This is a genomic window from Archangium sp. (genome assembly GCF_036388035.1).
Lineage (GTDB): Bacteria > Myxococcota > Myxococcia > Myxococcales > Myxococcaceae > Archangium.
The window spans coordinates 1-6,840 of record NZ_DASVSO010000026.1 but is presented as its reverse complement, the minus strand read 5'-3'; the positions used below and the strand labels follow the sequence as shown (position 1 = coordinate 6,840).

The 6,840-nt window shown below is 69.0% G+C and carries 8 protein-coding genes; 3 read left to right on the top strand and 5 right to left on the bottom strand.

All coding sequences use genetic code 11. The features are described 5' to 3' along the window. On the top strand, positions 1-386 hold a 386-nt coding region (locus tag VF697_RS01225), incomplete at its 5' end, for a polysaccharide deacetylase family protein (RefSeq protein ID WP_331091419.1). A 66-nt stretch (positions 387-452) separates the two neighbouring features. Here the strand turns inward: VF697_RS01225 and VF697_RS01220 are convergent. The 5 genes from VF697_RS01220 to VF697_RS01200 form a co-directional block, all read right to left on the bottom strand. Beyond that, complete coding sequence (locus VF697_RS01220) at positions 453-1,100, bottom strand: hypothetical protein (protein ID WP_331091417.1); 648 nt, start codon at positions 1,098-1,100, stop codon at positions 453-455. Next, on the bottom strand, positions 1,097-1,792 hold the full coding sequence (locus VF697_RS01215) for a hypothetical protein (RefSeq protein ID WP_331091415.1): 696 nt from the start codon (positions 1,790-1,792) through the stop codon (positions 1,097-1,099). Before VF697_RS01215 ends, VF697_RS01220 begins: the two co-directional genes overlap by 4 nt. A gap of 101 nt (positions 1,793-1,893) precedes the next feature. Continuing rightward, positions 1,894-2,334, bottom strand: coding sequence for a hypothetical protein (locus tag VF697_RS01210; protein WP_331091413.1), 441 nt, complete (start codon positions 2,332-2,334; stop codon positions 1,894-1,896). Between the two features lie 326 nt (positions 2,335-2,660). Continuing rightward, a complete protein-coding gene (locus VF697_RS01205) occupies positions 2,661-3,956 on the bottom strand; it encodes a patatin-like phospholipase family protein (RefSeq protein WP_331091411.1) in 1,296 nt (431 codons plus the stop codon). Between the two features lie 84 nt (positions 3,957-4,040). After that, positions 4,041-4,694, bottom strand: coding sequence for an SRPBCC family protein (locus tag VF697_RS01200; protein ID WP_331091409.1), 654 nt, complete (start codon positions 4,692-4,694; stop codon positions 4,041-4,043). A 195-nt stretch (positions 4,695-4,889) separates the two neighbouring features. Between VF697_RS01200 and VF697_RS01195 the strand changes: the two genes are divergently transcribed. Next, a complete protein-coding gene (locus VF697_RS01195; RefSeq protein ID WP_331091407.1) occupies positions 4,890-5,768 on the top strand; it encodes a hypothetical protein in 879 nt (292 codons plus the stop codon). A gap of 80 nt (positions 5,769-5,848) precedes the next feature. Next, positions 5,849-6,840, top strand: a 992-nt coding sequence (locus tag VF697_RS01190) for an MFS transporter (protein WP_331091405.1), incomplete at its 3' end; no start/stop codon positions are given.

Sequence of the window (6,840 nt, the reverse complement as noted above, 5' to 3'; positions counted from 1 at the left end):
AGTTCGCCGTCTCCAGCTGGGTGAACAACCCCGGCTACCTCACCTCCGCGCAGCTGCAGTCGCTCGCCACCGAGGGCTACGACATCCAGAACCACACCCAGACGCACGCCGACCTGTCCACACTGACGTACGCGGACGCGTACGGCGAGGTGGCCAGCGCGGACAGCTTCATCACCTCCGCGGTGGGCAAGAAGCCGGAGTTCCTCGCGTATCCGTACGGGCGCACCGACGCGAGCGCTCAGACGGCTCTTCGTGACGTGGGCGTGAAGATGGCCTTCACCGTCTCCGCCGGTAAGACGACTCCTGCGGACAACTTCCTCGCGCTCAACCGCAACATGATCGTGAGCAGCGAGACCCTGTCGAGCTTCATCAAGAAGGTGAACTGATCGGGCAGCAGGCAGCACGACCAGGAGGGGCGCCCCGGTTCTCGGGGGCGCCTCTTTTGATCAAGGTCAGCGCAGCTGAAACACGTTCGACGAGACGCGATGGCCAGCGACGTCCGTCACCACGATCACCGCGCTGGAGGCCGAGGTCGCGAACACCACCCGCTGGGTGAGCACGCCGTTGACGAACGGCTCGCTCACCTTCGGCCCGAAGTTCACGCCCGGCCCCGACTCGAAGCGCACGTTGCCGTGGAAGCTCGCCGCGTTCGGGCCCTGCGCGCGAACGGTGATCGTGAACGGCACGAACGGAGCCTGTGCGCCGATCGGATCGATCGCATAGGTGTCCGGCCACTGGCCATCGGTCACGGTGAACGCCGACGGCGCTGTCGCGACGCGCCCATCCGAGAGGGTAATCCGGACGTCGTAAGAACCCGGAACGAAGAGCGTCGGCACCTGCGTCGCGAGCACGCCCTTTCGGGTGAACGTCGGCGTCGCGAGCTCGAGCGAGCCAATCTCGACCTTCACCGCGGTCGAGACGTCGATCGTGCCCTGTTCGTAATCGACCGTGGCCGGCAGAGGCAGGTCGGCGGATAGCTCGATCGGCGTGTACTCGCTCGCGAGCATCCGCGACGGCGACACCGCGCGGATCTCCGGATCCGGCCAGTCCTGACAGCCAGACGCGAGCAGCAGGAACGTTCCAATGCATACGCGTGTCATGGCAGCCCGTACCTCACCCCGAGTGTCCCCTGGAGACCCGTCGCGCGCCCGAGCACGAACGGAATGGATGCCTCGCCGAAGGCGAAGCGCGCCTCGCCGAACAGCTCGACGGAGGAAAGTGGCACGCGGAGCTGAAGCGCCGCGAGCGCGTCCCACCCCACCGCGGTCCGGACGGTCGACTGAGAGAAGGAGCTCGCCAGGTACTGCAGCGCGAACGAGGGTCCTACGCCCAGACGTGCATCGAGGCCGACCGGACCCAGCCGCAGCACGTTCAGCCGGCCCGACAGATAGAGGGGCGCGCCGTGAAACGCCGACGTCACCGTCCCTCTGTCGGGCACCGTCGCGTCGAACCGGGTGAGCCGCCAGTCGAGCTCGGCGTCGAGCGTGAGTCGCCCGTCCCAGATCGGCGGAGTGATCGAGAACACCGCCGCCACGAGCGGACCGCGATTGTAGCCGCCGCCGTAGAAGGCGCCCCCAGCGAGGGCGAGCGCGTAACGAATCGGTTGGGGGTCGCGAGTCGAAGCCGTGGCAGGCGAAGGCTCGGACTTTCGAGCAGGCTCGCCGGCCGTCGGCGTGGGCTTCGACTTCGGCTCCGGTTCCGCGGCGGGCACGGGCCGCCGCTTCGGAGGTCGTGACGGCCCGCCGACGGCAAGCGAGGCGACCAGCAGGTTCAGCAAGAAGATCCACCGCATTGGACCGACTTCACCGGCCTGGTGCGTGGCAGTCAAGGCTCGAGCGCTCCGTGAACTTGGGGACCGGAGCAAATGGGCTGCCTCCGCAGTGCCTTCGCCGGCTACACCCCCGCCCGCCGGCGCTCCAACTCCTCCAGCCTCTGGCGCAGCTCCGCTGCCTCCTGAGCCAACCGCTTGCGGGACTCTGACTGGGGCTCCCGCTGAACTGTCGTGGTCTCGCCGCGCTCCAATCCCATCAGACTCGAGAGCACCAGCGCCTGGATGATGTGGGGCGGCGCCATGAGTACTTTGCTCGTCCAGAGCGCGGGATGAGGGGTGTGTTCCTCGGCGATGGCGCTGCGCAGATAAGCGCAGCCGGCATCGGCCGCGGCCTGCGCACGCAGGCACAGGGGCCCGGGAGCGAGCGTCCCGAGCGCCGAGCGCAGGGCGGTCAGTGTCAGCGCTGTCTCCTCCGGGTTCGGAGCGTCGGTGTAAGCGCTCTGGAAGCCTCCATTTGGGCGCCTGGTTCTCCAGGATGCGCTCGAGCGCCTCGAGATGGACATTCGTCGGAGCCTCCGGAAAGTGGTGGCCGTGGCGGAAGCCCATGCTGGCGTAGACCAACTCCGGAATCCGGCCCGTCGGCCAGAGTCCTCCGAGCGGACGCGCCAACAACTCACGCAGACGGGCGGGTAGATGAGCTCTACACCTACGCCGAAGTCTGGCCGGTGAAGACGGGCGGGCGCGGAGATCTCCAGGTGCCGCGCACAAGGAGAGCACAGGCGAGGCGCTCACCGAGAGCGACCTCAATCCCAACTTCAAACAGTCCCTGGAGTACCAGCCGCCCCGGCAGGTACGCCTCGGCCTGCGCTACACCTTCTGACGGACGCGCTCAGGCGGCGCTCGCCTTGGAGGACACCTGGGCGTGGGTGGCCATCTCGGCCACGCACTGCGGCTCGTCCGACCAGAAGCGCAACCACTGCTCGCGCAACGCGCGCGCGTCCTGTCGTCCCAGGTCGATGAGCATGTCCGCGAAGCCGCCGTCGAACAGCAGGTAGGAGGCCAGATCCGCCTCGTGCGAGGCCTCCCGGTCCACCAGCCGGAGAATCGCCTTGTGCGCCAGACCGGAGCTGCGGCGGCGGAACTCCGGCATCCGGACGTACTCGGCGGCCAGCGCGCCGAGATCCTTCGAGGGCCGCACCAGCAGCTCGCGCACGTAGCGCAGGGGCTGGCTGCGATGGGGCTCCAGCACCGCGCCGAGCGTCTGCGCGAAGCCCGGCCCGTAGGACACCGTCCCCGCCTCGAGGATGGCGTTGAGCCGCCGCAGCCGGCCGAGGTCCTGGTCCGTGCGGTCCATCATCAGCGTGTTGAGCATCTTCCCCATGAGGAAGGGCGCGGTCGCGAAGGCCTGCTCGCGCGCCTGCTCGGAGCCGCCCGGCTCGCCGCCCGGCTTCCGGGCGCGCACGGCCTCGTGCCGCAGCGAGATGACCACCACCCGCTGGGCCCCGAGCCGCAGCGCGGGGCTGAGCGGCACGTTCATCCGCAACCCGCCGTCCACGTGCAGCTCGCCCCGGACGCGCACCGCCGGGAAGGCCACCGGGATGGCGGCCGAGGCCAGCGCGTGCATGGGGCCGATGCGCGCGGCCTCGGCCTGGTAGGAGGGATCATTGCCCCAGGAAGGGATTCCCCCGCCGTGCCGCTGGACGAACACCGTGGCCCGTCCGCTGCCCACGTGCGTGGTGCTCACCGCGAGCGCATCCACATGGCGCTTGCGCAGGTTGCGGCCAATCCCCAGCCACGGGATGCCTCGGCTCACGATGGCCCGCAGCCCGCGCGGATCCACCAGCCCGCCATACTGGATGTCACGCGGATGCTCGGCCGGCTTGCCGAGCGCCTCGCGCAGGAGCCGGAAGATGTCCCCCACGCCGCAGCGCAGCACCTCCTCCACCTTCATCCCGGTCCAGTGGGCCCGCATGCCCCGGGCCTGGAGCCGGGGCTGGTCGCTCGTCGCGGCGAGGTAGCAGGCGTGGATGGCGCCCACCGAGGTGCCCGCGAGGATGTCCAGCCGGAGTTCCCGGCCGAGCTCCGGCTCCAGCTCCTCGCGCAGGTAGGAGAGCACCCCGGCCTCATAGGCCCCTCGGGCCGCACCACCACCGAGCACCAGACCCGTCTTCAGTCGGCTCATCATCGCTGAGACCCTCTTCCATGGAGTCTACGGCGATGCCGATGTGACAGACAGGGGCCCCCTGCCTCGGGAGCCCCTGGGAAGACGTCAGGGCGTGGGAACGGCCACGGCGCCCTCGACGCCAGGCTGACCCGCCTCCGAGGTGCCACCCGCGGCCGCCGCGGCCTCCTCAGCCGCCCGCTTCGCGGCCTCCGCCTGGGCGAGCTTCTGGGCGTCGGCCTCCGCCACCTTCGCCAGGTCGGCGAGGCCCTTGTCGAAGTCCTTCCCGACCATCGCGTCCATGTCCATGAACGCCGAGAAGGCCTTGCCCATGAAGTCGTTGGTGCCCTCCATCTTCCACGTCACCGACACGCCCTCGGCCGCCGGGGCGAACAGGAAGGAGGTGGAGTTGGTGGTCGCGAAGGGCCGGATGAACTCCAGCTTGATGCGGACGAGCTCGTTGGCCCTGCTCTCCTCGATGGTCATCCGACCCTCGCCCACCTGGTCATTGCCGGACCAGCCGTACTTCGCCCCCGTGCCCGAGGCCGCGCCCTCGAAGGTGGTCTTCTGCTGCGGGTCCATCTTGTCCCAGGGAGACCACTCGGCCCAGCGGTGGAAGTCGTTCACCGCCGCGAAGGCGATGTCCGGGGACACCTTGAGCGTGGCGGTGCGCTGCACGACGAAGGTGGACGGACGGGTGGCGATGAAGCCGCAGAGGGCCACGAGCACGACGACGAGGCCGAGGAGGATCTTCTTGAGCATGGGAGACCTTGCGTGAGGCGGGTGACAGCGGGCGCGTCTTTAGGAGACGGGGGCTCCCGTTCACAAGAGTCCACAACCGCGGACTTCCGCGCGAGCGGCCCGGGCCACTCGGGAGTATGCTGTCCGGGCGCGTGTTGTCGTCGGCGTCAGGCAACCGGATGTGCCGGGTGCCTCCGGTTCCACGGGAGTATGAGCATGTGGACGCAAGTGGGAGTCGTACTGGCCGTGTCACTGGTGGGGCTCGGGGCCCAACCCGCCGAGGCGCGCTTCGGTAAGCGCTCGCGCCCGCCGCCGTCGTCGCAACCCCCGTCGAGTCCCCGCCCACCTCCGAACGGCGGCGAGGGCAGGCCGCACCGCCCCAACCCGTACTACGGCCGTGGCTATTACTATGGGTACGGCGACCCCTGGTACCGCCACTACTACGATCCCTCCTGGGCCTGGCCCTACGTGGGACCCGGCGGCTTCTACCGGCCCTTCGGCCGGTATTACGACTTGATGTGGAGGCCCCGGCTGCCCCCGCGTCCACCGCCCTCCGGGCACGAGTCGCCCGAGCCACCCCACAAGGGGGACCTCTCGGCGGACGCGGGCCTCGTCGGCAATGGCACGATGGTGGGGGTGGGGCTCCAGGTGGATGGCGAGAAGTTCGGCGCGGGTGCCCGACTGCACGTGTTGAGCCTCGCCACGGATGATGGCTCGCCGGGCTCGGACACCCTCGGCCTGCTGTCGATCAAGCCGAGCCTGCTGCTGGTGTCGAGCGAGGCCCTGCGCGTGCGCGTCTCGGGAGGCGTGGACTTCGCCTTCGCGCCGGACGCCCTCTTCGTGGGACCGGGCCTGGGGACGAGCGCGCTGCTGCGGGTGCTCGGGCCGCTCAAGCTGGAGGCGAGCGCCCAGTGGACGCCCTTCCCCTTCACCCAGCTCACCGGAGACGCCGGAATGGCGTTCGACCTCGGCCCGGTGCGGCTGCGAGGTGGCTACCGCGCCATCTACCTGAGCGATCAGGGCCGCGTGGAAGCGGGGCGGATCAACCGCGAGCTCTTCGCGGGCCCCTACGCCGGCGTGACGCTGCGCCTCTGAGCGGGCTGTAGGTTGTGTGCGGGGCCCTGCATGGGGTAGGGACGACGGTTGGACTCCCTACCGACGAGGCGCCCCCGTCCATGGCCAGCACGTCCCCCGCTGCACAGCCCGAGCGGTACCCGCCGCAGATCAAGTACATCATTGGCAACGAGGCCTGTGAGCGCTTCAGCTTCTACGGGATGAGGAACATCCTCACGATGTTCCTCGTGCAGTACCTGCTGCTGGAGCACGTGCCGGACGACGTCACGCGAGCGGCCGAGGCCAAGGCCGTCTTCCACGACTTCGTCTCGCTCGTGTACTTCTTCCCCCTGCTGGGCGGATGGCTCGCGGATCGCTTCCTGGGGAAGTACCGCACCGTCCTGTCGCTCTCGCTGCTCTACTGCGTGGGCCACCTGCTGCTGGCCGTCTTCGATGACAACCGCCACGGCTTCTACGCGGGCCTGTTCCTCATCGCGCTGGGCTCGGGCGGCATCAAGCCGTGCGTGTCCGCCTTCGTGGGCGACCAGTTCACCGAGCAGAACAAGGGCCTGGTGAAGGGCGTGTTCGCGCTCTTCTACTGGATCATCAACTTCGGCTCGTTCTTCGCCTCGCTGTTCATCCCGCTCACCCTGCGCAGCTTCGGACCGTCGGTGGCCTTTGGCATCCCGGGCGTGCTGATGTTCATCGCCACCGTCATCTTCTGGCTGGGTCGGCGCGAGTACACGAACGTGCCGCCCTCCGGCCGCAACCCCCACGCCTTCATCTGGGTGGTGCGTGACGCGCTCTTCCCCAAGAAGAAGGACGCCAGCGCGAAGTCCTGGCTGGACCAGGCCGCCTCGGCCGGCCACCCCACCGAGGCCATCGAGGGCGCCAAGGCCGTGTTCCGCATCATGGGCATCTTCGCGATGATCCCCGTCTTCTGGGCGCTCTTCGACCAGAAGGCGTCCACCTGGGTGCTCCAGGCCACGAAGATGGACCTGATGGTGGGCAGCTTCGAGCTGGCCCCCTCGCAGCTCCAGGCGCTCAACCCGCTCATGGTGATGCTGCTCATCCCCTTCAACTCCTTCGTCGTCTACCCCCTGCTGGAGCGACG